The organism is Mucilaginibacter sp. P5_A4 (assembly GCF_056400605.1).
This window is the reverse complement of sequence record NZ_JBFUKX010000015.1, coordinates 75,984-100,327: the sequence shown is the minus strand read 5'-3', so window position 1 is coordinate 100,327 and position 24,344 is coordinate 75,984. Positions and strand designations below refer to the sequence as shown.

Below are 24,344 nucleotides of genomic sequence, written 5' to 3'. Positions count from 1 at the left end.
TTTTCAATAGTAATGCAGTGGGAAATTATTCTGGATCTCCGGGGTATATTAATCACCTAAATCACAACAAACCAAACAATTGACTAAGTGGGTAAAAATTTATTTAACTTTTTGTACAAAAGGGTTAATGGGTCAAAAACAGTACAATTCTGTATCATGGGTAATACTAAATGAGCCTAATAACTGTTTAATCCTTAAAGAACCTAATTAATAATAACCACGCACACAATCCATTATAATTTTACTGTTCCGGCAGTATTTTAAACTACGTTCCATGCCCAGGTTGTTTTATTACTGTAAACTAATTATTTGCACCTTATTTTTAATTTGCACTATAATTCCGTTTGGGTATGCACAAAACGAAAACCTTAAGTTTTTGCATATAGGGACTTCCGAGGGCCTGTCACAGATCAATGTCAACCGCATTTTCCAGGATAGCCGGGGATTTATGTGGATAGCAACCCGCAATGGTTTAAACCGGTACGATGGTTACCGCTTTATAACTTACAGGTACAATGATAAAGACAGCACATCCTTAAGCCACAACACAGTAACCGATATTGCCGAAGATAACAATGGCAATATGTGGCTCGGCACAACAAACGGCTTAAACATGTACAAAAGAAGTACCGGCCGCTTTACCCGGTATTTACATAACGAGCACAACCCTAAAAGCCTCAGCAATAACATTATTACCCGGATACTTTTTGATAATGGCAGCTTGTGGATAGCCACCCAAAACGGCGGGCTTGACCACTATGACCTGAAACATAATACATTTGAGCATCATCAGCATTCAGATAAAGATGCCGGCAGCATTGGCGACAATAACGTGCGTACCGTTTATAAAGATGCTCAACACCGTTTATGGGTAGGAACCGGGAATGCGGGATTAAACCTTTACGACAGTAAAAGCAATACATTTTCAAAATTCCTGTACTACAACCCGGTAACAAAAACAACCCAGGGCAAAACCGTTGTGTGCATTTTTGAGGATAAATTTCATAAGCTATGGTTAGGTACACAGGTTGACGGCCTTTTTTTGTTTGACCGTACTACTAAAACGTTTAAGGCTTTTCAGCATGACAAGAATGATCCAGGCAGTATTTCAACCAATACCGTTTACAGCTTAAATAACGATGAGGAAGGAAACCTTTGGGTTGGCACCGAAAATGGCGGTTTATGTGTTTTAAATAGAGGATCGGATAAATTCAGGATCTATCAACATGATGAAGTAGATAACAATAGTCTCAACGGTAATTCGGTATATGCTATTTGCAAAGACCGCTCGGGAAATATGTGGGTTGGCATGTTTGGCGGCGGTATCAATCTATCAAAAAAAACCTCTGCAAGCTTCAATTTGTACCGGCACAACAGCAGCCAGGAAAGTCTATCTAATAATTATATACTTGATTTGGCCGAAGACAAAGATCATAAAGTATGGATAGGAACTGACGGTGGTGGCTTAAACAAATTTAACCCCGTTAATAGTACATTTACCAGTTACAAAAAGCAACCTGATGGTAAAAACGGTATCACAGGCAACTATGTGCTTACTGTAAAACCCGACGATGAAGGTAAACTATGGATAGGTACCTGGGGGGATGGCTTGAGCATATTTGATCCTAAAACCCATATTTTCACCAATTTTAGGTATGACCCTGCAAAGCCGCAGGGAATTGGCGGTAACAATATTTATTACCTTTTACATACCCGCGATAAAAAGACCTGGATAAGTACTTTTAATGGGTTGGATTGTTATGATGAAAAAACAAAGATATTTACCCATTACAGGTTTAATGCTAATGACCCTAAAAGTTTAAGCAGCGACAGGGTTTACGTAATGTTTGAAGATAGCAAAAACAACCTCTGGATTGGAACATCTGATGGTGGTTTAGACTTGCTTGATCGCAAAACCGGGACCTTTAAGCGGTTTCTGCATGATGAAAAAACAAACAGCATCAGTAATAACGGGGTAGCTGATATTTGGGAAGACAGCAAGGGCAGGTTATGGCTGGCTACATTATCTGGCCTTGATCTTTTTGATCCGGTAAAAAATCATTTCACAACTTTTACAAAAAAGGACGGTCTGCCAAGTGACATTATTTATGCTATAAGGGAAGACGATGCCGGCAAACTCTGGATAAGCAGCAATGGCGGTTTATCAAAATTAGACCCCGAAAATAAAACTTTTTACAATTACACCGTTGAAGATGGCCTACAAGGCGATGAATTTAAACCGCATTCGGCACTAAAAGCGCATGACGGGAAGATCTATTTTGGCGGTATTAACGGGTTTAATGAATTTACTCCCAAAAACGTATTAAAACAGCCTGGGTTTGCACCATTAGTTATTACGTCCTTTTTGCTATTTAATAAACCGCTCACCATTGCCGCGAGCCCGCTGGACCCATCACCTTTAAAAAATGATATAGCTGATACCCGGAAACTTACACTTTCCCATAAACAATCTGTTTTTTCATTTGAGTTTGCCGCATTGGATTATGCATTGGCCGACAGAAAACAATATGCTTATTATTTAGATGGCTTTGATAAGGAGTGGAATTATATAGGCAGCCATAATTCGGCCTTATATACCAATCTTTCGCCGGGCACCTACCATGTATGGTTAAAATACAGGAATAGCCAGGGTTTTTGGTCGCCGGTAACCACACCGCTGCAAATTACCATTGTGCCCCCGTTTTGGCTAACCTGGTGGTTTGAGTTGCTGGTTATTTTATTTGTTGTGGCTGCCATTTATGGCCTGTTTAAATACCGGATGCGCACTATAAGGCGCCAAAAAGAACAGCTTGAACTGTTGGTGAAAGAACGTACAGAAAATATTACCCAGCTCACCATTGAAGAAAGAAGATCGCGGGAAGCGGCAGAAAAAGCGCGTGAGGAAGCCGAAAATGCCAACATGGCCAAAAGCATATTTTTGGCCACCATGAGCCATGAAATTCGCACGCCGATGAACGGGGTTATAGGTATGGCTACCTTATTGGCCAATACCGATCTTACAGAAGAGCAGGCTGAGTATACCGAAACCATTAAACACTCGGGCGATGCGCTGTTAACGGTTATCAATGATATTCTTGATTTTTCCAAGATCGAATCGGGTAATATGGAGCTGGAGGAGCATGATTTTAATATAAGGGATTGCGTGGAAAGTGTTCTTGATCTTTTTGCCGAGAAAGCATCAAAACTTAACATCGATCTTATTTACCAGATAGAACCCGGCGTACCTGAGCACATCATTGCCGATTCGATGCGCTTACGACAGATTTTAATAAATTTGGTAGGTAATGCCATAAAGTTTACCCACGAGGGCGAGATATTTATTGGTGTAAACCAAAACGCTTTAACCAATGGTGAACTCGACTTGTTGTTTACCGTTCGTGATACGGGGATTGGCATTCCCGGGGATAAGCTATCACGGCTTTTTAAAGCATTTTCACAGGTGGACTCCAGCACAACCCGCAAATATGGCGGTACCGGCCTTGGTTTGGTTATCAGCGAAAAACTAATTTATTTAATGGGCGGCGAAATTAAGGTAGCGAGCGAGGTAGGTGCCGGTACATCTTTTAGTTTTAATATTAAAACAAGGGTTGGTATAAAAACTGCTCCAGCTCATGTTAATCTGGATGTAGCGGGACTGGAAAATAAACAAATATTAGTTGTTGATGATAACGCTACCAACCGCAGCATCATGGAAACCCAGCTAAGGCATTGGAAATTTATCCCCCTGATTGCCCAATCGGGCGCCGAGGCCTTAACAATTTTATCTGCTAACAAGCAGGTTGAACTGGTAATTACCGATATGAATATGCCCAAAATGGATGGTGCCGACCTGGCTCGTAAAATAAAAGTCATATACCCGTTGATGCCGCTTATTTTACTTAGTTCGGTTGATAGGCAAAGCAAACGTGAGCCTAACTTGTTTAATGCAATACTTACAAAGCCGGCAAAGCATAGTGTTTTGTTGAAACATATTATCGACCAGTTAAAAAGCGATAAAAACAGCCTCACAGAACATAAATTTAAAAAAGAGCATTTATCAGCGGACCTGGCCACCCGGTACCCTTTAAACATTTTGATTGCCGAGGATAATTTGATCAATCAAAAAGTAGCCAAACAAATTCTTCAAAAAATGGGGTATGAGCCAGATATTGTCATAAACGGACTCCAGGTTTTGGACGCTGTGGCAGTAAAGAAGTATGATATCATCCTGATGGACATGCAAATGCCCGAAATGGATGGCCTGGAAGCTACCCGTTGTATCAGGAAACAACTAACCGGCCAGCCAATTATTGTGGCCATGACCGCCAATGCTATGGTTGAAGACAAAGACAGCTGCCTGCAGGCAGGCATGGACGATTACATGAGCAAACCCATGAAACTTACCGAGATCATAAGCATACTGGAAAAATATGGGAAGCGGGTTAATGCCCAGGTATAAACAAAAAAACACAATCTCTTGTCCTATAATGAATCTCGGGATCGTCGTAGCGTTTTAATTCAATAAATTTGTAAAAAATAACCGCTATGGCCTTACCTAACATTTTCACCAAACCAGTTGCTGATGGTATTATTCAAAGAATTAATAACCTCAAGCCAACAACCACTTCACAATGGGGAAAAATGACCGTAGCACAAATGCTGGCGCATTGCTGTGTATCCTATGAGATGACTTATGAAGATAAGCACCCCAAACCCAACGGGTTTATGAAGCTTATACTTAAGCTGCTTGTAAAAAATAAGGTAGTAAGCGAAATACCCTATAAGCATAATGGCCCTACCGCACCGGCATTTATCATCACAACCGAAAAAGATTTTGAAACAGAAAAAGGCCGGCTGATAGCTTACATCAAAAAAACACAACAACTGGGCGAAAAAGAATTCGATGGCCGGATGTCGCACTCTTTTGGGCCTTTAAGTAGAACAGAATGGAACAATATGTTTTATAAACACCTTGATCATCACCTTAGCCAGTTTGGATATTAATCGTTTCAAGCTGATAAAAAACTCATTTCACACCGGGCTTTCCATAAAAGCAAACCAGGGGATTTCGGATTAATTACAGCCAAATACTATAAGTTTAGCCGGTAAGGCAACCCCATGAATATGGCAAACGTATTTTATGTAGATACCTCTTTAATTACAATGAGGTTATAACGATAACATTAAAAAATAAATCTCTATGAAAAAGATCACCTTCCCCCTGATTGCATTGTTTATAATCAGCATTTCGGCATTTGCAATTACGCTAACTACCTACAAAGTGAAAACTCCCTACGAAGTGAAATTTTCTGGTGGTAAGATCCATGGCATATTTGAAACACTAAAGGCCAATATCCAGTTTGATAAGACCAATCCCGAGCAATCAAAAATTTCTGCGAGTATTGATGCTGAAAGCCTTGCAACTGGTTTTTTTCTAAAAAACAGCCACGCCAGGGCCGCGATAGATGCTGATACTTATCCAACCATTACATTTGTATCAACCTCGGTTACTAAAAGCGGCAGTGCTTTCCAGGCTACCGGTAATTTAAAACTGAAGGGGGTTACAAAACCTGTTACCATCCATTTCACATTTGATGAAAAAGGCAATGAGGGTGTTTTTAAAGGCAGCTTTAAAATAGCACCCAAAGAATTTACCATCACCCGCAGTGGTACGCCCGATGAACTTACCATTAGCCTTACCGTGCCGGTTACCAAAGCCTGATCTTAACCTTAGATAAAATACCGTAAATAAGCTTATGAGCGATAAAAAAAGGGCAAATGATGTAATGATCATTTGCCCTTTTTAAGTTTAACTCTAAAGGTGAAATGACGTTGCTAAAAGGGCTGTCATGCTGAGCCTGTCGAAGCATAGCGGGCAAAGGCCTCTCCGCACGAGTCTTCGACAGGCTCAGACTGACAGGCCGTTACTCCTTGAAAATAAAATATCTCAACGGTAGTTATGATGCAATCTTTACATAGGCAAGTTGGCCCTGTAGTGTAGCTCTGTACAGCTTAGAGATTGCTTCGTACCTACCATGACGAGTTTGCAAAAAAAGCCTTTTGTCATGCTGAACGTTTGAAGCATCTATTATTCGCCATGCTTCTTCGCCCTGTACAGTCTGCGAATAGATCCTTCACTGCGTTCAGGATGACAAACCTTTTAAAACGTCATTCCCCCTTCAGAGTTTCCGGATTTTAGCTCTCGCAATGACGATCTATTCATTTATTTAAAAACAGCTTCTTAAACCTTACAAAAAACTCCTATAAATTAAAAAGGGCAAATGATGCAATGATCATTTGCCCTTTAAGTTTAAAAGGATTTGTTTTATAATCCAATACCATAAGCTAAGCGCAGGCCAACCAAACCTGTATGATAATCTTTCATATAAAAGTCTTCATACCTTACACCTATATCCCAGTGTTTGGTGGCATACCCTACTCCTCCGGAGAGGTCACGCCTGTGAAATGGCGCCCAGCCCTGGCCATCTTCTAATTTTTCCCACACAAGTCCGCCTTCCGCAGCAACATATATATTTGGCATAAAAAATTCCTTTACGCCAATTTTAATTGGGATCTCCCCGTAACTGCCGTACCTTTTATTGGTGGCGGGGTTTATTTTAGGGAAAAAGTGATAGCCGCCGGTTGTAAATGTAAGGGCAAAATTGTTGCTAACACCATATTGCAAACGGCCGGTAGCGCCTAAGGTAAAAGTTGAGCCTAAACGTGAAACACCTGTAGGTATACCAACTTCGGCACCTAAACCTAAATTAAATTGGTTTTTGGCCGTAGTTTGCGCTTTTAAATTTGTTGTAAAAAATATAGCTGAAGCAATGAATGAAACAGCTATTAATTTTGAGGTAAATTTCATTTGTGTGGTTTTAGTAATTAATCGTTTATAGATATTACAGTCTCTTTCACAAATACGTTGCCTCTGGTATCATTTTTTTTTATCCGGGTTACAGCAGGTTGCGGGYATTRCATGAAATAAGTATTAACAAAACATTAAAAAAAGGCATATTCAAGGCAGCTGCAGGAAAAGTTTACCTGAATTATAAAACTTAACATCACAATAAGCTAATAATTAAAGAACATTAGACAGGTATCTTCGGGCAAACAAAAAAATGATCGATGCGAACAGCAATTTTTTGCCCTAAGCACCTTAAATTCTTGTTCCTCATTCTGCTGATCCACCTCGGTTGTAACTCCTACTCTCAAAATTTAACGCTTGCAAACGGCTTTGCCCATAACGATTACTGGCATAAACGGCCTTTGTATGATGCCCTTGACAACGGATTTACCCATATTGAAGCTGATATATATTTAAGAAGGAACAAACTTATTGTAGCGCATATCCTCCCCTTTTTTAAAAAGCAAAAAACACTGGAGCGCCTTTACTTTAAACCACTACTGGAATGCATTGAGGGTAACAATAAAGAAATTAAATGCCCGGCCTACCCGCTTACATTAATGATCGACATAAAATCGGATGCCGACAAAACTTACCAGGCGCTTGAAATTCTACTTAAAAAATACAAGTCAATATTATCAGGATATGATAATGGGGTTTATACGCAAAGGCAGGTAACCATAGTTATTACAGGTCATAAACCCTATGAAATAATCAAATCTCAACAAAACCGGCTGGTGTTTATTGATGAGGACCTGATGCAGTTAAAGCAGGATACCACTTCAAAAAATTTATATCAAACAGCAAGCTGCAAGTATTCCAGCGTATTGAAATGGGATGGTAAAGGCAGTTTCTCTATAATTGAAAAACAACGCCTTTGCAATTTGGTGCATTTGGCACACAAATTTGGTAAAAAGGTAAGACTCTGGGCTTCACCCGAAAATGAGGCCGTATGGAAGGAGCTTTTGGATTGTGGTGTCGACCTCATTAACACCGATAAGCTGGTCGAGCTTAAAAACTTCCTGCTTGCCGGTCCTAAAAGCTATGCCAATGTTGATTAATGTTCAATTGTTAAAAAAAATACTCCCCTAAGTTATCTCTTAATAATTTGATAACGCTGGCTTCTCTTTATTTAAAACTGGCCGGGTTACTTTTATCAAATTATAAAGCTTTGCAACAGCAACCCAATATAATTGAAAGAGAAGGAATGAAGAAAATATTATTCATTACAGGTTCAATTAACCAAACAACACAGATGCACCAGATTGCAAATGAGTTGCCCGGATATGATTGCTGGTTTAGCCAGTTGTTTACAGACAATGTACCGCTTAAATACCTGTTAAGCAAAACCCCAATATTTAACGGCACTGTGCTCTCGCGCAAATTCAGGCTAAAGTCTGAAAGATACCTGTATCAAAACTCGCTGCAAATTGATTTCGGGGCGCAAAAAAATCAATACGACCTGGTAGTTTATTGTACAGATATGATCATCCCTAAAAGGATGAGGCAATACAAAACCATTTGGGTACAGGAGGGCATGATAGACCGGTATACAACATGGAGCAAAATAGTACGCACACTTAGGTTACCATCTACCTTTTGCGGCAATACCTCCTTAAACGGCGCATCAAATATCTGCGATGTTTACTGCGCTGCCTCCGAAGGTTACAAACAACAATTTACCGGTAAAGGTACGGAGCCCGGTAAAATAGTGGTCACCGGCATTCCAAATTATGATAATCAGCAACAGCACCTTGATAATGATTTCCCACATCATAATTATGTATTGGTAGCCACTACCGATATGCGGGAAACCTTTCGCCTGGAAAACAGGGTGGCATTTATAAAAAAGGCTGTAAAAATAGCCAACGGAAGACCGCTGTTATTTAAACTCCACCCCAACGAAAATTTTAAAAGAGCCGAAAAAGAGATCATCAGCCATACACCAAAGGGCACCCTGGTATACAAGCAGGGCAACACCAGCCATATGATAGCCAATTGCTGCGAGCTGATAACGCAGTACTCAACAGTAGTATACACGGGCATAGCTTTAGGCAAAAAGGTACACTCCTGGTTTAATATTAATGAGCTTGAAAGGCTTGCCCCGGTACAAAATGGAGGCACATCTGCCAAAACAATTGCAGCGCTGTGCCGCAGTTATTTAAACCACAGGGGCGATAAAAAAAGTTTTGATCCGCAATTGGCCTTGGCCGAATACCATGATAGCGTATCGTTGCCCGAGCTAAGCGATGAACTAATAGCAAACTGGTAATAAAATTTAATACCATGACAGAAAAAATTGTAATTATAGTACAGGCCCGCATGGCATCAAGCCGTTTACCGGGCAAAGTAATGTTGCCAATATTAGGCAAAAGCCTGTTGGCCAGGATGATTGAGCGGTTAAAGATGATTCAGCACAAGGCTGATATCATAATTGCCACATCAGAAAACCAGGAGGACGACATTATAGTAAAGGAAGCTTCGGACATGAATATTCCTTATTACCGCGGAAGCCTGGGCAACGTGCTCGACAGGCATTACCAGGCGGCGAAACTGTTTAAGGCCGATATTGTACTTAAAATACCTTCCGATTGCCCGTTAATAGATCCGCGTATTATTGATTATGTACTGGAATACTTTTTTGCCAGCAGGGGCAGGTATGATTATGTGAGCAATTTGCACCCGGCTACCTGGCCCGATGGAAACGACGTGGAAGTAATGACCATGGCCTGCTTAAAACAGGCCTGGGAAAACGCGGGCCGGCCAATGGAGCTGGAGCATACCACGCCTTATATTTGGGAAAACCCGCTGATATTCAACGTAGGTAATGTAACCTGGCCAACCGGCATGGATTTTTCCATGTCGTACCGGTTTACCATTGATTACCCCGAAGATTATTATTTTATTGAAAAGGTATTTAGCGAGCTATATCCCATATGTAACCAATTCTCCTGCCAGGATATCCTTAACCTGCTTAACCGCAAACCCGAGATCTATCAGCTTAATGAACAATACGCCGGGGTAAACTGGTACAGGCATCATTTGGATGAATTAAAAACCGTAATACCCGCGCAAACTAAAAAAGCGCCAAAAGAAAATTTACAGGAATTACAACAAAACTAAAATACCACGAGTGGGAAATATAAATCAGCAGGAGCTTAAGGCTATCGCCTTAAAAGTAAGGGAGCATATAGTCCGCATGTCTACAGATGGCGGTTGTTTTACAGGAGCATCGCTATCAGCGGTCGATCTGATTGTTTACTTATATACCAGTTTTTTAAACATCAATAAGCATAATCTTACCCAGCCTGACCGCGATTACCTGTTCCTTTCAAAGGGCCATGATGTACCAGCCTTATACGGCACCTTTGCCGAGCTGGGCCTGCTTGAAAAAGAGCGCCTTAAAAATCACCTTTCCATTAACGACCATATTTACTGGCACCCCAATACACAGATCCCCGGTATCGAATTTCATTCGGGTTCTTTAGGGCATTTACCATCGGTAGCTATCGGCGTTGCTATGGACCTAAAAATAAGCGGCAGTAATAACAGGGTTGTTTGCATTTTGGGCGATGGCGAACTCAACGAGGGCACTTGCTGGGAGGCCGTTTTGGTTGCGAATGCTTACAAGCTGGATAACCTGCTTTTTGTGATTGATCGTAACCAGTTCCAGGCCAATGTGCGTACGGAAGACCTGATACCGCTGGAACCGCTTGCCGACAAATTTGAGGCTTTTGGGGCTGCCGTAAAACGGATAGACGGACATGACTTTGATGCCCTGCACCAGGCGTTCAGCGCTTATCCGTTCCAGGCAGGCAAACTCAATGTAGTTATTGCTGATACGGTAAGAGGAAAAGGATTACCAAGCATTGAGGAAAGAGCCGACCGCTGGTTCTGCAATTTTTCTGCCGGCGAAATTGACCAGCTATTGCTTGAACTGCATGGCGAACAGGGTACCTTATTAACATCCGAAACTTTAGTAGTAAGATAATATGACCTACGAAGAATTATTAACAGAGATGGCCCTGGCCAATGAACAGGTCATCGTAATGACGGCAGAAAACCGTGCGCTGGTACGCAACCTGCCGGGTATATTAGGCAATCGTTTTATTGATACCGGTATTACCGAGCAAACCATGATAGGCGCTGCGGCTGGCCTGGCATTACGCGGCAGAATACCTGTTATACATGCCCTGGCAGCGTTTTTAACCATGCGCGCTTTTGAGTTTGTGCGTACCGATGTTGGTATAGCCAACCTGCCGGTTAAACTGAGCGGCTTTATTCCGGGCTTTTTATCTGATGGTAATGGCCCCACCCACCAGGCTATTGAGGATATATCCATCATGCGCGGGATTCCTAATGTAACTGTATTTGCCCCGGCAGATGAGGATGACCTGGTAAAAATGCTGCCGCAGATCTGGCAGTCAAAGCAGCCTGCTTATACACGCATCAATACCCGAAAAACCGGGTTCAATCACGAACCTTTTATTGCAGGCAAAGCAGAGGTTGTAGCCCAGGGCACCGATATTACTATTTTAACTTACGGCTTGTTATTTGAGCAGGCGCTTATTGCTGTTGATATGCTGCAAAGTGAAGGTTTATCTGTTGGACTGATCAACATGCGCAGCCTTAAGCCTGTTGATGAACAAGCCATATTAAAAGCATCCGCCCAAAGCAAGCTTGTGGTAACGCTCGAAGATCATTTTTTAACGGGTGGTTTATACACCATAGTTGCCGAAGTATTATTAAAACACCAAACCACCGCAAATGTATTGCCCATCGCTTTAAACCAAAAGTGGTTTAAGCCCGCATTGCTGCCTGATGTTTTGCAGCATGAAGGTTTTACAGGCAAGCAAATTGCCGAGAGGATATTGGGTTATAAAACTACCCATCATCAGCCACAAATTTTAACACCCGAGTTTTCAGAATAAAAACAGCATTCAAATGGCTAACAAAATAGCATTTAACAATAATTTCCCCGATATCAGCGAGTCTGATAATATATATAACCGCGCTTTAAAAGTACAAAAGCCGGTTACCCAAACATTAGCTAAAGGACCAGGCCAATTTACCAAAGGCGTGGCCCCCAAATATATTGTAAAAGGCAAAGGCTCGCATGTGTGGGATGCCGATGGCAATGAATACATCGACCTTAATTCGGCCATAGGCCCTATATCTTTAGGCTACGCCTACCCCGCGGTTGACGATGCCATCCGCAGGCAACTGAACGATGGTATTACGTTTTCACTGATGCACCCTTTGGAGGTTGAACTTGCAGAACTGGTACAGGAAGTTGTCCCGAATGCCGAAGCTGTAAAAATTTCAAAAACCGGGGCTGATGTATGCTCAGCTGCCATACGCGTTGCCCGTGCTTTTACCGGCAGGGATAAAGTATTTTGCTGCGGCTACCATGGCTGGCATGATTGGTATATAGGCATTACCAGCCGTAACGCCGGTGTGCCAGAAGCTATACAGGATTTAACCTACACTTTTGAATATAACGATATTGAATCGGTAAAAGCAGCGCTGGATGAAACCGTTGCAGCCGTAATCCTGGAGCCTTTTATTTTTGAAGCTCCAAAGCCGGGTTATTTACAGGAACTGGCCCGGGTATGCAAAGCAAACGGTACCCTGCTGATATTTGACGAAATGTGGACAGGTTTCCGGGTAGCCCTTGGCGGCGCCCAGGAATACTTTGATGTTAAGGCAGATCTGGCTGTATTTTCAAAAGCCTGCGCAAATGGGATGCCTATAGCTTTATTAACCGGGCGTGCCGATGTAATGGAGCTTTTTAACTCCGAAGTATTTAGCTATACCACTTTTGGCGGCGAAGCCTTATCATTAGCCGCCTGTATAGCAACCATAAATGAATTACGCGACAAAAACGTACCGCAATACCTTAATGAAAATGGCGCCTTGTTAAAAGATGGTTATAACCTCATAGCCGTTGAAAATGGGATGGATAAATACACCCGTTGCGTTGGCTACAACTGCCGCAGTATGGTAACTTTTACTCCCGAAGCAGGTAACGCGCTGGAAGTAAAAACGCTGATGCAACAGGAAATGATAAAACGCGGCGTGCTTTGGGCAGGTTTCCATAATATGTGCTACAGCCATACCTCCGAAGATATCGATTACATTTTGTTAGCATACCGCGATGTATTGCCGCTAATAAAAGAAGCAATTGAAAGCGGAGATATCAAAAATTACTTAAAAGGCAAGGTACTGGAAGCTGTTTTCCGTAAGGTAAGCAACTACAACATTAAACCTAAAAACATCATAGCCCACTGATGGTAAACCTTTTTTCATTACATCAAAAAACCGCGGTAGTTACCGGCGCGCTTGGGCTTATTGGCAAAAAACATTGCGAAGCGCTGGCAGCAGCAGGCGCCAACGTAATAGTTGCGGATATTAATGCTGAAGAAGCGCAGCAATTTGCACAACAATTAGGTGTTAACCATTTAGGGTTAGGGGTAGATGTTACCAGCAAGCAATCGCTGATAGATGCGCTTAATACCATCTTGGATAAATACGATTCGCTTGATATACTGGTGAACAACGCGGCCATCAACGATAAGTTTGAAAACCCTGCCATGGCCAAAGAGCTATCGGCCTTTGAAAACTATCCCCTGGAAGCTTTTCAGCAATCATTGAATGTAAATATAACCGGGGTATTTTTAAGCTCGCAGATCCTGGGCACACATATGGCATTGCAGGGCAGCGGCAGCATCATCAATATTGCTTCAACTTATGGCATGGTGGGTCCGGACCAATCCATATACCGCAACTCAAAAGGCGAGCAAACTTTTTACAAATCGGCTGCCTACCCGGTAACCAAAGGTGCCATAATAAACTTTACCCGCTTTTTGGCCGCCTACTGGGGCCATACCGGGGTACGGGTTAACACTTTATCGCCAGGCGGGGTCGAGAACGGACAAACAGAAGATTTTGTAGGCAACTATTCGGCAAAAACATTATTGGGCCGTATGGCCAAAGCATCAGATTACCAGGGCGCACTTGTATTTCTTGCCAGTGAGGCATCGGCTTACATGACGGGCGCTAACCTGGTTGTAGATGGAGGATGGACAGCAATTTAATTCACACATAATTATGAATGAGATTTTAAAACAAAAAGCGGCAGGCATCAAACTTCTGCTAACCGACAACGATGGGGTATTAACAGATGCCGGTGTTTATTATAACACTGATGGCGAACTGCTAAAAAAATTCAACATGCGCGATGGTATGGGTGTGGAACGCTTGCGCAGATTAGCCGGCGTAGATACCGGTATTATCACCGGCGAACACTCGCCTTCCCTGATTAAAAGGGCTGCCAAATTGCAGATTGCCGAACTACATTTAGGCATAAAGGACAAGGCTGCCGTTTTAAAAGAAATCTGCAGCCGTTTAAACTTATCATTAAACGAAGTTGCCTACATAGGCGATGACTATAACGACCTGGAAGTTATAAAGCTTGCCGGATTAACCGCCTGCCCTGCAGATGCTTTACCATTAGTTAAGGCACAAGCTGATTTTGTAAGCTCATTAAACGGCGGCGAAGGCTGTTTCCGCGAGTTTGCAGAGTTTATTATCGAATCAAAAAACACCGCTGCTACGCCGGGCACCCGCAATGGCACTATTACTTTGCAAAATGGCCGGGTAATTGGCAAAGGCCAGCCAAGCTATATTATTGCCGAAATTGGTATTAACCATAACGGATCGCTGGAAACCTGCAAAAAACTGATTGATGAGGCTGTTGCAGCTAAAGCCGACGCGGTTAAGTTTCAGAAACGCACACCCGAAATTTGTGTACCAAAAGACCAATGGGAAATAATGCGCGATACCCCCTGGGGCCGCATCACTTATATAGATTACAAGCGCAAAACTGAGTTTGGTATTGCCGAATATGCCACTATCGATCACTATTGCAAAAAATTGGGTATCGATTGGTTCGTTTCTGCATGGGATGCTCCATCGGTTGATTTTATGGAAAGGTTTGATACTATATTGTACAAACTGGCATCGGCTTCGTTAACAGATTTTGATTTGATACAACGCATCCTGGAAACGGGTAAACCTTTAATGCTGTCCACAGGTATGTCAACCATGAAAGAGATTGAAGCAACCATGGCCTTTGTAAACGCGTTTGATGAAAATTATCCTTTGTTCATTGCGCATTCAACCTCTGCCTATCCATGTAACCCTCATGAGCTTAACCTTAAAATGATCCAAACGCTGGAAGCCAAATATCCGGGCATCCCAATTGGTTATTCAGGTCATGAAACCGGCCTGGCAACTACGGTAGCTGCCGTAAGCCTGGGTGCTACTTTTGTTGAGCGTCATTTTACACTTGACCGTGCCATGTGGGGATCAGATCATGCCGCATCTGTTGAGCCGCAGGGACTACAACGTTTAGTACGCGACATCAGGGACGTAGAAACCGCTACCGGCGATGGCCATAAAAGGGTTTATGAATCTGAACTGGCACCCATGAAAAGGTTAAGGGTAAACATCAGCGATGAGTATAAAGAAAAGCCTTTAGTTTAGTAATGCCACAGGAAAACGTACTTACCATAACATCAATTATCCTTGCCTGCTGGGTTGTTTTCATCATAGCATGGGAACGGATCTCGCCCTATCGAAAAGGTTTAGCCTTTTTCAGGGAAGGTTTTTGGGTTGATTTGGTATGGTACACCCTGATACAAAGCTTTTTTTTGAAGATCCTGATTTTCGATTATATCATTATGCCCTTTCAAAGGCATTTTGATCTATCGCATCTGCAACCAATAAATCATTGGCCGTTGGCTTTGCAGGTATTGTTTTTTGTGGTTACACATGATCTTTATATCTACCTGTTCCATCGCTTTCAGCATTCCAGTAAGTTTTTCTGGCGCATTCATGAAGCGCACCATTCAGGTAAAGAGGTTGATTTTTTAGCCGGATCACGGTCGCATATCATGGAGATCATCATTAACCAAACAATCGAGTTTGCTCCTATTATACTTTTAGGAGCAAACCCGGTTGTTGTACCTATAAAAGCATTGATAGATGCCATGTTCGGGATGTTCATCCATGCCAATGTTAAGGTAAAAATGGGTAAATTTAAATATATCCTGAACTCGCCGGAGTTACATTTATGGCACCATGCCAATTACCAGGAAGTTTTCCATGCCAATTTTTCAACCAAGTTTTCGGTATGGGACTACTTGTTTGGCACGGTTTACGATCCAGGTCATGCGCCTGGTAATAAGCCGGAAAACTGGGGACTTTATTACGATTATCCTAAAGATTACTYTTTACAGCATGCCTTTTCGGTAAAGCGTTTTGATGAAAAAAGCTTGCTGAAATATCCATGGTTTAAATGGTATTATACTTTAAGATCAAGGATTATGGATCATTTTAAAAAATCGCCACCGGTAAAATCCAAAGAACCTGGAATTCATTTTCAACCTTCGATATCAATAAAACAAATACCCGAGGAAGATAAAATATTACAATAAAACTTAAAAATTTGGCCTGGATATACCTCATCATAGCTGCTGCCTTTGAAGCCGCCTGGACATTCTCACTTAAGCTGATGAAATTCAGCGATCTGAAAGCATTACGGTGGAATTCTGTCCTCAGCGTACAACAGGGTTTACCGGTATGGCTGCCCTTTGCGGGATATGTTCTTTTTGGTATTGGCAATATCTACTTCTTTTCATTAGCCATAAAACTGGTGTCCCCCGCAATTGCCTACGCCGTTTGGACAGCCATAACTTTGATATTAATTAAGGTATGCGAAATGACTTTATTTGATCAGAAACTATCATGGCAGGAGTTTTTCTGTATGCTGCTGATCATGACCGGTATCATGGGATTAAATTTTTATGGAAGGGAAATAAAATAAAAGGGGGCACATATCCATTGCGGCGGGCACGAAACAATTGTAGGTAATTGATTATCAATATAAATTTTAACAATACCATATCCCATGTCATTGCGAGGAACGAAGCAATCGCGAACTGTGCAGGTCCGCCCTGTAAAGCCTGCGATTGCTTCGTTCCTCGCAATGACATGGTGTTGTTGGGTTCTAAAACCAATACGTCATTACTGTTTTTCCAGTTTTTTTGCAAACACCTTCTAAGATTTTAGCTGGTATTTATCACCCGCCACTTCCTTAAAATCCTCTTTACCTGCCCCGCATGTTGGGCATTCATAATTTTTTAAAGCGGCAAATGGTGTACCGGGCGAAATTCCGCTTTGTTCATCGCCGTAAGCCTCATCATAAATGGTAAAGCAATTGACGCATTGATGAACATAGGTTTCGCTTACAAGCTCCACATCCTCTTTAATAACCGCTACAGGAGCCTGCCGGGCGGTACTTTGCATTTCATAAAATGCATCACAAAGCGCTATAAGGTGCCTGCTCAGGTCGGCTTTTGATACGTTTTGTTTATAAGTGATAAATTCGCGGGTATTATGATTAAAATCCCGGGTATGCACAATATCAAACTTTTCAGGCTTACGCTCGCGGATTACGACAGAAGCATAGATACCCGATTGCGGCGTCCTTTTAATGGCAAAGCTTAGGCGGTAAGTACGCAGGTCGGCCTCTTCAAACTCGCGAACCAGTTGCTGCTTAAGTTCAAGACATTGGCTGCACAGGTCCTCTACCTGCCAGTTCAGTTCGTTTGAGGCATGCCTGATGTTAACCCGGTGTTTATTTAACAGGTTGCCCCACAAAGGCCGGTGTTTGGCCTCAATATTTTTTACCAATAATGATTTCCAGGGGCTGATGTACAGCTGCCCTACCCTGGTTTGCATACAAAGGTTGCAGATCTCCTTTAAAAATTCAATATCAAATAGCTCGTTGCGCCTGTATATGCCCAGCCAGTGTTTGTCTCCCTGTTTATTAAAACCCTCATAATAAGGCAAATGAAATTCTGGAATTTGTAGTGGCTGCTCTATTGGCTGTATAACAAACTGGTTGCCTGCCGTAACAAGCTGATGTAACAAATCCGGGTTAGGAACCTCGGCCTGGTTATAAAATAATTGCTTGTTGGCAAAAATCACATCCTGTATAACTTTGCTTATGGCCGGGATATCATCCGAGTAAACCAGTACCGGCCAGCAATACAGGATATTGGTTTTTGGAAACCTTACATACAAATACCAGTAATTACTCACCGGCGACGCGATAAAATTAAGGTTGCCGGTAAAAAACGGGACAAATGTTTGATTGATATCAACCAAATTTATTTTAAGTAATGGCCGGTGATCAAACAGGTCGAAAATATCTTTATAAACCCCCTCTTTAAGCCAGTTCTCCTGGTTAAAAATACCATCTGCAATATATGAGCTGGTAATATTAGGATTAATATCGGCATCAATTTCATAGTCGATACCTGCGCCCAGCATATCAAACTCCAGGTCTTCTAAATATTCAGGATCGGTTTCAAAATACAGTTGCTGCCTGTTACCAAAACGAACATGCGTTGCACCAGCATTTTGCGCAATGATGAGCATCTCGTAAAAATCGCCCGCAGATGTTACCCCTCCCGGTAAATTTATCTTAATCAGTTGTTTGTTAGCGTCCTTCATCTTTTTAAGCATTCATTAATTGTTGCTGTAAAACCTCCTCCAGCAAACGTTTAACCTCGGGCCGGCATGAGCCGCAACCTGTGCCTGCCCCTGTTGAATTGCAAACATCAGCCAGCTGGGTACAACCAGATGCTACTTTATTACGGATATTATCGGCGCCAACATTATTGCAGCTGCATACCAGTTTGCCTAAAACAGGTTCGGCGGTTTTACCGCTGCGTAATAGTTTAAGGCGCTTGTCGCTCAGCTCGGTTTTGTTGGCTATCAGTTCCTTAAATTCCTGGAACTCGCCCTTATCACCTATTAAAATGGTGCCCACCAACCTATCCTGGTGAATAATACATTTTTTGTAATAGCGTTTGGCCTTGTCAATAAATACTATTTCTTCATAATCCTTATCATCAGGGCATTCGGAAAGGCCAATGCTACACAGGTCAAACCCATGAATCTTGATGATGTTCATGAACAGGCTGCCTTTATAATAGCTGGCAATATCGCCGTTCATGTAACCGGCTACCACGGCGGCCTGCTGTTCTGCCGCGGCAGTTATACCGTACAGGGTACCATTAAACTCGGCAATTTCGCCAATGGCGTATATAGATGGATCGCTGGTAAGCAGGCGTTCGTTCACCAGCACACCGCGTTTGCAATCCAATCCGCTCTCTTTGGCAATTTCCAGATTGGGCGTTGTGCCAATAGCCAGGATCATGGCATCGCAATCAATTTTGCGGCCGCTTTTTAAGCCGATACCGGTTAATTTAGACCGGCCATAAAACAGCTGTACCTCATCATCATAAAAAATATCGCAACCCTGGTCGGCCATTTCCTCGTGCAGCAAACGGCTTCCCAACTCATCCAGCTGACGGTTCAAAAACCTGGATGTACGCTGGATAATGGTGATGGTGATGCCCATTTCGCGCAGGGAAGCAGCCATTTCAAGGCCCAGTAATCCTCCCCCAACAATAACCACATGGCCGCTTTTAGGCATGTGTTTTTTAAAGTTATCGGCATCGTTACGACTACGCATGCTGAAAATACCCTGCAATGCAGGTACATTTTTAGGTATAGCCGCCCTGCTGCCGGTAGCCAGTAATAAAACATCATAATAGGTTTTTACGCCCCTGCTATCCAGCACGTATTTGTTGGCACGATCAATCTTCTCTATGCTTACACCGCGTAACAGGCGAATCTTAAATTCTGGTTCCTCTTCGTCGGTCATTTTTACCAGCTGTTCCCAGCTTTGCTCGCCGCTAATGTAGTCGGGCAGCATTACGCGGTTATAAAACGGATAATCTTCCTTGCTGAAAATGGTGATCTCATCATCCTTGTTCAACTCCCGGTACGATCGAACAAAGCCATGCGCGCCTGCTCCCGCACCCACAACTACTATCCGCTGAAAAGGCTTCTTATATTTTTGAACGCTTACCGCGCAGTATTTAAAATCGGGTTCTTTTGATATCGGGTCAAGTATATCATTGGTAACATTATTAACCCGGTGCATATCGTTATTTAAAATTTTTCCCCAGTGCATCGGCACAAAAACAACACCTTGCTTTATTTCGGGGGAAATTTTGGCTTTAACCTGCACCTCGCCCCTGCGGGATTTGATGATGGTAACGTCGCCGTCCTGTATATTTAACGCAACAGCATCCAGCGGGTTTATCTCCATAAACGATTGCTTAATATGCTGGTTAAGCTTGTTCACCTTCCCGGTTTTGCTCATGGTATGCCATTGATCGCGGATGCGGCCGGTAGTAAGGATGAATGGATAATCATCATTGGGCATTTCGCTGGTAAGCCTATCGGGCACAGCACTGATAAGCGCATTACCGCTTTGGGTATAAAACTGCTTATCGGTAAATAAACGTTGAGTGCCCACAACAGCATTTCGTTTTTTATAAGGCCATTGCACCGATCCCTGTTGCTTGATGATATCATAGCTCAACCCGCTGATATCTATATTGGTTTTAGCGGTGAGTTTGGCATGTTCGGCATAAATTTCGGCAGCATTTTTAAAATCAAAGCCTTTGTAACCCATTTTTTGGGCAAACTTGCAAATGATCTCGCTGTCGGGCATTGCCTCACCGGGAGCATCCAATACTTTATTGAGGTAACTGATGCGCCGCTCGGAATTGGTCATGGTGCCTTCTTTTTCGGCCCAGGCAGCCGCAGGTAGTATCACATCGGCATAAGCCAGGGTTTCCGGCTTATTGCTGATCTCCTGCACTACTACAAACTTCGCTTTTTTCAAGGCTTCCTCGGCCAGGCGCACATTGGGCAAACTGGTTAGCGGGTTGGTGCACATAATCCAGATGGCCTTTAAACGTCCATCATTCAGGGCCTCAAACATTTCGGTGGCCGTTAGGCCTGGCTTAGCGGCTATTTCCGTTCCGCCCCAAAACTTTTGTACCTCGGCACGGTGCAGTGGATTTGCCAAATTGCGATGGGCCGGCAACAGGTTGGCCAAACCGCCTACTTCGCGCCCGCCCATAGCATTTGGCTGCCCGGTTAATGATAGCGGGCCCGAGCCCGGCTTACCAATATGACCGGTTATTAAATTGAGGTTTATAAGACTTAAATTTTTGTTTACCCCTATCGAACTTTGGTTAAGCCCCATCGTCCACATAGAGATGAATCCTTCGGCTTCGCCAATGTATTTTGCCGCAAGGCAAATGTCGTTTTCATTTAGCCCGCAAATCTCGGCAGATTCAGCAAGGGTCCTTTCAAATACAAGCTGGCTGTATTGCTCAAAGCCATCGGCATGGTTGGTTATAAAATCAATATCGATGTCGCCATTTTCTATCAATATCCTGCCAATAGCATGATTAAGCGTAATATCCGTACCGGGATTTATTTGCAAGTGCAGATCGGCAATGCTGCAGGTATCGGTAGCCCGGGGATCAACCACTATAATTTTAACATCGGGATTTGCCGCCTTGTGGGCCTCAACCCTTCGCCATAATATGGGGTGGCACCATGCCGGGTTGGCGCCGGTAACATAAAAGCAATCGGCCAGTTCAATATCGTCATAACAAACCGGTACACTATCTTCTCCCAGCGCTACTTTGTAAGCCACTACCGCGCTGCTCATACACAGGCGCGAATTGGTATCAATATTATTACTGCCTATAAAACCCTTCATCAGCTTGTTCACCACATAATACTCCTCGGTAAGGCATTGCCCCGAAGCATAAAACGCCACCGACTCCGGTCCGTATTTATTGATGAAAGTTTTAAAAACGGCTGCTGTACGCTCCAGTGCATCATCCCAGCTTACCCTTTGCATGGGCATGCTTTTGTTATAGCGCATTTGCGGGTACAACAGCCTGTCGGTTTTATCATTGGCAGTGTAGTGCAGGTTAAGCCCTTTGCTACATAGCATCCCCTTATTTACAGGATAATCTTTATCCCCCTCTAAAGTGATGCTGCCATTTTTCTCTTTATTAATAACAACGCCGCAACCTACCCCGCAGTAGCAGCAGGTACTTTTTAATGTATTAACAGAGCGTTTATTTATCGACATCTTTTTTAGTGCTGAAAGCAGAAGGCTTAAGGCCAAAGGCTTTAAGCGATTCTGCTTTTATTTATAACTGAAGCTAAAAAGCTTTTGGCTTTTAGCTTTCTGCTTTTAGCTTAACTATGCTACCGCTACAAGCGGCTCTTCAACTTCTTTTGATACTATTTGTTTTTGGAAACGGGTGATCAATACAATTACAGATACTACCATAACACCAACGCCGATGTAGGTAAACGCCTGCACATAAGTAATGGTAGATGATTTGAATAAAAAGCCAAACAGCATACCACCCAGGTTACCACCTGCGCCAACTATACCGCTCACCATACCTACATTTTTACTGTTAATAAATGGCACAATACCATAAGTAGCACCATTTGACATTTTAAGGAACAGCGCGAATGAAAGCATAGAAATAATAGCAGCAGTAAGATTGCCAGAGTTGGCAAACAAAATAAGCCCTGCACCTTCTAATAACAATACACCCGCAAGCAATAAGCCCTTACCGCGCATGCCGAATTTACCGCCAACCTTATCAGATACGATACCACCCAATGCACGGGCAAAAATGTTCATGAAGCCAAAAATACCCGCCCAAAAACCAGCAGAGCTTTGCGACAAATGAAACGTATCAACAAAGTGCAATGAGGCTACGTTATCAAACGTGATTTCCATTCCAAAGCACATGGCGTATGATAAAGTTAAGGCCCAAACGCGCCAGTCGGCCAAAATAGACCAATCCGTTTTTGAAGAACTGGTTTTGGTATGCCCTATTTCGTCATAGTTACCGTTGGGCGTATCCTTGGTATATTTATTATATATAAATGCCATAATCAGCATCAATACACCCGGTACTATCATGGCGTAACGCCATGCTTCGGCTTTTGTAAAACCTGCACCAACTATGGCGGCAAATATTAACGGCATTACCATATTAGTTATACCACCACCCAGGTTACCCCAGCCACCTGTTACGGCATTGGCTGTACCCTTTATATTAGGTGCAAACATCATAGATGTATGAAACTGTGTAATCACAAATGACGAACCTATTACGCCAATAGCAAGGCGGAACAACAGGAACGAAGTGTAATCATGCGCCAAACCCACTAAAAAAACGGGCAATGAACCTATAAGCAATAATCTTACTGCTGTTTTGCGTGGTCCCCAGGTATCACAAAGCTTACCAATAATAAGGCGTGCTATAATAGTAGCAGCTACAGATGCTATAATGGTATTACCTACCTGCCCTTTGCTTAAGTGCAGTTCGGCACGGATGGTTGGCATCAGTGGCGCCAGGCCAAACCAGCCAAAAAAGCACACAAAAAACATGAGCCAGGTGGTGTGGAAGGTGCGCATTTGCACGCCCTTTAATGAAAATATATTCAGTTTAGTAAGTTGCTTCATTGTTGTAGTATTCATGCTATCGTTTTTTATTTTGTGGGATGGTATATTATTAGTCTTCATCATCTATAGAGAACTTTTCAATCAATAAATTCAATAAGCGGTCGTGAATTTCCATATACATGGGATCGTGTACTATAAATTTTTTATTACGCGGCCTTGCCAACGGAACATCCACAATTTCTTTTATTGTAGCTGCAGGGCCATTGTTCATAACCACTACCTTATCTGCCAAAAAAATCGCCTCTTCAATATCATGCGTAACCATCACAATGGTTTTTTCGCGATGATCAAGGTTCCATAGTTTCAGGAGCTCAACATGCATTGCACTTTTGGTTAAGGCATCAAGCGCACCAAAAGGCTCGTCAAGCAATAATATTTTTGGATTAATAGCAAAAGCGCGGGCTATAGCCACCCGTTGCTTCATTCCTCCCGAGAGCTGACCAGGCAATTTATCCTTATGCTCCCAAAGATTTACCATCCTTAAATTAGATTCTACTAATTTAACCCGCTCTGCAGCGGACAATTCTTTTAGGGCGGCGCCAACCGCTACCTCAATATTTTTATAAACTGTAAGCCACGGAAGCAGGGAATAATTTTGAAACACAATTCCTCTATCGGGTCCGGGCGAGTTTACTTTTTTACCATTTGCATATACCTCGCCGCTTGTAGGTTTAACCATGCCGCTTATGGTGCTCATAAGGGTTGATTTACCACAGCCGGAATGGCCTATCAGTGCAACTATTTCGCCTTTTCTTACTGTCAGATCAATTTCCTTAACAGCGGTATATATTCCTTTAGGCGTTTTAAAACTAACTGTTACATTATTTACCTGGATACTCACCGGCGCATTGGCGCCTTGTTCCAAAATAATTTCGGCAGTTGCAGTAATGTCATCCGCAGGTGGTGCAATTATTGACACGTTACTCATAA

18 protein-coding genes are annotated in these 24,344 nt (G+C 42.7%); 13 read left to right on the top strand and 5 right to left on the bottom strand.

Annotated features, from left to right (window positions below; genetic code table 11):
* Nucleotides 1–376: 376 nt before the first annotated feature.
* From AC1DQW_RS11720 to AC1DQW_RS11710, 3 genes are all read left to right on the top strand, one after another.
* Nucleotides 377–4,459, top strand: coding sequence for a two-component regulator propeller domain-containing protein (locus AC1DQW_RS11720; protein WP_477454248.1), 4,083 nt, complete (start codon nt 377–379; stop codon nt 4,457–4,459).
* Nucleotides 4,460–4,545: 86 nt separating this feature from the next.
* Nucleotides 4,546–5,004 (top strand): DUF1569 domain-containing protein, encoded by a 459-nt coding sequence (locus tag AC1DQW_RS11715; protein ID WP_477454247.1) that lies wholly within the window; start codon nt 4,546–4,548, stop codon nt 5,002–5,004.
* Between the two features lie 196 nt (nt 5,005–5,200).
* Nucleotides 5,201–5,722: a YceI family protein gene (locus AC1DQW_RS11710; RefSeq protein ID WP_477405505.1), complete on the top strand. Its 522-nt coding sequence runs from the start codon at nt 5,201–5,203 to the stop codon at nt 5,720–5,722.
* Nucleotides 5,723–6,325: 603 nt separating this feature from the next.
* Here AC1DQW_RS11710 and AC1DQW_RS11705 read toward each other — a convergent pair.
* The gene (locus AC1DQW_RS11705; protein WP_477454246.1) at nt 6,326–6,868 is read right to left on the bottom strand and encodes a hypothetical protein; all 543 of its coding nucleotides are present in this window, start codon (nt 6,866–6,868) and stop codon (nt 6,326–6,328) included.
* A gap of 260 nt (nt 6,869–7,128) precedes the next feature.
* Here AC1DQW_RS11705 and AC1DQW_RS11700 point away from each other — a divergent pair, with 260 nt between their 5' ends.
* From AC1DQW_RS11700 to AC1DQW_RS11655, 10 genes are all read left to right on the top strand, one after another.
* Entirely contained in the window at nt 7,129–7,968 is an 840-nt protein-coding gene (locus AC1DQW_RS11700) for a phosphatidylinositol-specific phospholipase C/glycerophosphodiester phosphodiesterase family protein (protein ID WP_477454245.1), read from the top strand.
* Nucleotides 7,969–8,114: 146 nt separating this feature from the next.
* Nucleotides 8,115–9,179: a glycosyltransferase family protein gene (locus AC1DQW_RS11695; RefSeq protein ID WP_477454244.1), complete on the top strand. Its 1,065-nt coding sequence runs from the start codon at nt 8,115–8,117 to the stop codon at nt 9,177–9,179.
* A 14-nt stretch (nt 9,180–9,193) separates the two neighbouring features.
* Nucleotides 9,194–10,030 (top strand): cytidylyltransferase domain-containing protein, encoded by an 837-nt coding sequence (locus AC1DQW_RS11690; RefSeq protein WP_477454243.1) that lies wholly within the window; start codon nt 9,194–9,196, stop codon nt 10,028–10,030.
* 10 nt (nt 10,031–10,040) lie between these two features.
* The gene (locus tag AC1DQW_RS11685; protein ID WP_477454242.1) at nt 10,041–10,898 is read left to right on the top strand and encodes a transketolase; all 858 of its coding nucleotides are present in this window, start codon (nt 10,041–10,043) and stop codon (nt 10,896–10,898) included.
* A gap of 1 nt (nt 10,899) precedes the next feature.
* On the top strand, nt 10,900–11,838 hold the full coding sequence (locus tag AC1DQW_RS11680) for a transketolase family protein (protein ID WP_477454241.1): 939 nt from the start codon (nt 10,900–10,902) through the stop codon (nt 11,836–11,838).
* 13 nt (nt 11,839–11,851) lie between these two features.
* A complete protein-coding gene (locus AC1DQW_RS11675) occupies nt 11,852–13,198 on the top strand; it encodes an aminotransferase class III-fold pyridoxal phosphate-dependent enzyme (protein WP_477454240.1) in 1,347 nt (448 codons plus the stop codon).
* Nucleotides 13,198–14,004 carry an SDR family oxidoreductase gene (locus AC1DQW_RS11670; protein WP_477454239.1) on the top strand — a complete coding sequence of 269 codons (807 nt, stop codon included), beginning with the start codon at nt 13,198–13,200 and terminating at the stop codon, nt 14,002–14,004. Before AC1DQW_RS11675 ends, AC1DQW_RS11670 begins: the two co-directional genes overlap by 1 nt.
* A 13-nt stretch (nt 14,005–14,017) precedes the next feature.
* Nucleotides 14,018–15,454 (top strand): N-acetylneuraminate synthase family protein, encoded by a 1,437-nt coding sequence (locus AC1DQW_RS11665; protein ID WP_477454238.1) that lies wholly within the window; start codon nt 14,018–14,020, stop codon nt 15,452–15,454.
* Between the two features lie 2 nt (nt 15,455–15,456).
* Entirely contained in the window at nt 15,457–16,407 is a 951-nt protein-coding gene (locus tag AC1DQW_RS11660) for a sterol desaturase family protein (protein WP_477454237.1), read from the top strand.
* Nucleotides 16,408–16,418: 11 nt separating this feature from the next.
* The gene (locus tag AC1DQW_RS11655) at nt 16,419–16,796 is read left to right on the top strand and encodes a DMT family transporter (RefSeq protein WP_477454236.1); all 378 of its coding nucleotides are present in this window, start codon (nt 16,419–16,421) and stop codon (nt 16,794–16,796) included.
* A 233-nt stretch (nt 16,797–17,029) separates the two neighbouring features.
* On the opposite strand, the gene AC1DQW_RS11650 is transcribed toward AC1DQW_RS11655, so the two are convergent.
* The 4 genes from AC1DQW_RS11650 to AC1DQW_RS11635 all read right to left on the bottom strand — a co-directional run bounded on the left by AC1DQW_RS11650 (nt 17,030) and on the right by AC1DQW_RS11635 (nt 24,342).
* Entirely contained in the window at nt 17,030–18,490 is a 1,461-nt protein-coding gene (locus AC1DQW_RS11650) for a rubredoxin (RefSeq protein ID WP_477454235.1), read from the bottom strand.
* A gap of 4 nt (nt 18,491–18,494) precedes the next feature.
* Nucleotides 18,495–22,013 carry a molybdopterin-dependent oxidoreductase gene (locus AC1DQW_RS11645; RefSeq protein ID WP_477454234.1) on the bottom strand — a complete coding sequence of 1,173 codons (3,519 nt, stop codon included), beginning with the start codon at nt 22,011–22,013 and terminating at the stop codon, nt 18,495–18,497.
* 114 nt (nt 22,014–22,127) lie between these two features.
* Nucleotides 22,128–23,429, bottom strand: coding sequence for an MFS transporter (locus AC1DQW_RS11640; RefSeq protein WP_477454233.1), 1,302 nt, complete (start codon nt 23,427–23,429; stop codon nt 22,128–22,130).
* Between the two features lie 34 nt (nt 23,430–23,463).
* On the bottom strand, nt 23,464–24,342 hold the full coding sequence (locus AC1DQW_RS11635; protein WP_477416111.1) for an ABC transporter ATP-binding protein: 879 nt from the start codon (nt 24,340–24,342) through the stop codon (nt 23,464–23,466).
* Between the last annotated feature and the right edge of the window lie 2 nt (nt 24,343–24,344).

Bases quoted from the DNA above. Each gene is read 5' to 3' on its own strand.
- AC1DQW_RS11635 (WP_477416111.1), bottom strand. From the start codon at position 24,342: ATGAGTAACGTGTCAATAATTGCACCACCTGCGGATGACATTACTGCA.
- AC1DQW_RS11665 (WP_477454238.1), top strand. From the start codon at position 14,018: ATGAATGAGATTTTAAAACAAAAAGCGGCAGGCATCAAACTTCTGCTA.
- AC1DQW_RS11650 (WP_477454235.1), bottom strand. From the start codon at position 18,490: ATGAAGGACGCTAACAAACAACTGATTAAGATAAATTTACCGGGAGGG.
- AC1DQW_RS11640 (WP_477454233.1), bottom strand. From the start codon at position 23,429: ATGAATACTACAACAATGAAGCAACTTACTAAACTGAATATATTTTCA.
- AC1DQW_RS11645 (WP_477454234.1), bottom strand. From the start codon at position 22,013: ATGTCGATAAATAAACGCTCTGTTAATACATTAAAAAGTACCTGCTGC.
- AC1DQW_RS11690 (WP_477454243.1), top strand. From the start codon at position 9,194: ATGACAGAAAAAATTGTAATTATAGTACAGGCCCGCATGGCATCAAGC.
- AC1DQW_RS11670 (WP_477454239.1), top strand. From the start codon at position 13,198: ATGGTAAACCTTTTTTCATTACATCAAAAAACCGCGGTAGTTACCGGC.
- AC1DQW_RS11700 (WP_477454245.1), top strand. From the start codon at position 7,129: ATGCGAACAGCAATTTTTTGCCCTAAGCACCTTAAATTCTTGTTCCTC.
- AC1DQW_RS11705 (WP_477454246.1), bottom strand. From the start codon at position 6,868: ATGAAATTTACCTCAAAATTAATAGCTGTTTCATTCATTGCTTCAGCT.
- AC1DQW_RS11675 (WP_477454240.1), top strand. From the start codon at position 11,852: ATGGCTAACAAAATAGCATTTAACAATAATTTCCCCGATATCAGCGAG.
- AC1DQW_RS11715 (WP_477454247.1), top strand. From the start codon at position 4,546: ATGGCCTTACCTAACATTTTCACCAAACCAGTTGCTGATGGTATTATT.
- AC1DQW_RS11710 (WP_477405505.1), top strand. From the start codon at position 5,201: ATGAAAAAGATCACCTTCCCCCTGATTGCATTGTTTATAATCAGCATT.
- AC1DQW_RS11695 (WP_477454244.1), top strand. From the start codon at position 8,115: ATGAAGAAAATATTATTCATTACAGGTTCAATTAACCAAACAACACAG.
- AC1DQW_RS11680 (WP_477454241.1), top strand. From the start codon at position 10,900: ATGACCTACGAAGAATTATTAACAGAGATGGCCCTGGCCAATGAACAG.